Here is a 400-nt window from a genome sequence, read left to right as displayed (position 1 = left end):
GATCCAGGTAAGCAATTCACGCCATCGGTCTGGAAGGATTTGCATGGCTCTGCCATGGAGGGTAGAGTATATAGCTATACCAATGAAACCATCAAGCGTTTTATCAACGAAGGGGTGCGTCCAAATATGGTTCAGGTAGGGAATGAAATTAACAATGGCATGATTTGGCCTCAAGGTATACTTCCTGAAGGCAGGAAGAAAGTAGATTCAGATGAAGAAATGGAAAGCTTTAGCGTGCTCTTGCGCTGCGCGAGTGCGGCAGTAAGGGCAGCAGATCCAGATATCACCATTATGGTACACATCGCTTGTGGGGGACAGAATGCTGAGTCAGTGGCTTTTTTCGATAAGATTATAAGTCGAGATGTGAAATTTGATGTAATTGGACAATCTTACTATCCTG

The 400-nt window shown here is 44.5% G+C and carries 1 protein-coding gene; it reads left to right on the top strand.

Going from position 1 to position 400, the window contains the following annotated elements; translation table 11 throughout:
- Positions 1-400 (top strand): glycosyl hydrolase 53 family protein (locus IEQ44_RS18520; protein ID WP_193639397.1); only part of this gene is annotated, 400 nt, incomplete at both ends.

Source organism: Nocardioides malaquae, from assembly GCF_015070385.1.
Lineage (GTDB): Bacteria > Actinomycetota > Actinomycetes > Propionibacteriales > Nocardioidaceae > Nocardioides > Nocardioides malaquae.
The sequence above is the reverse complement of the archived record's forward strand: the minus strand, read 5'-3'. Positions and strand labels throughout refer to the sequence as shown.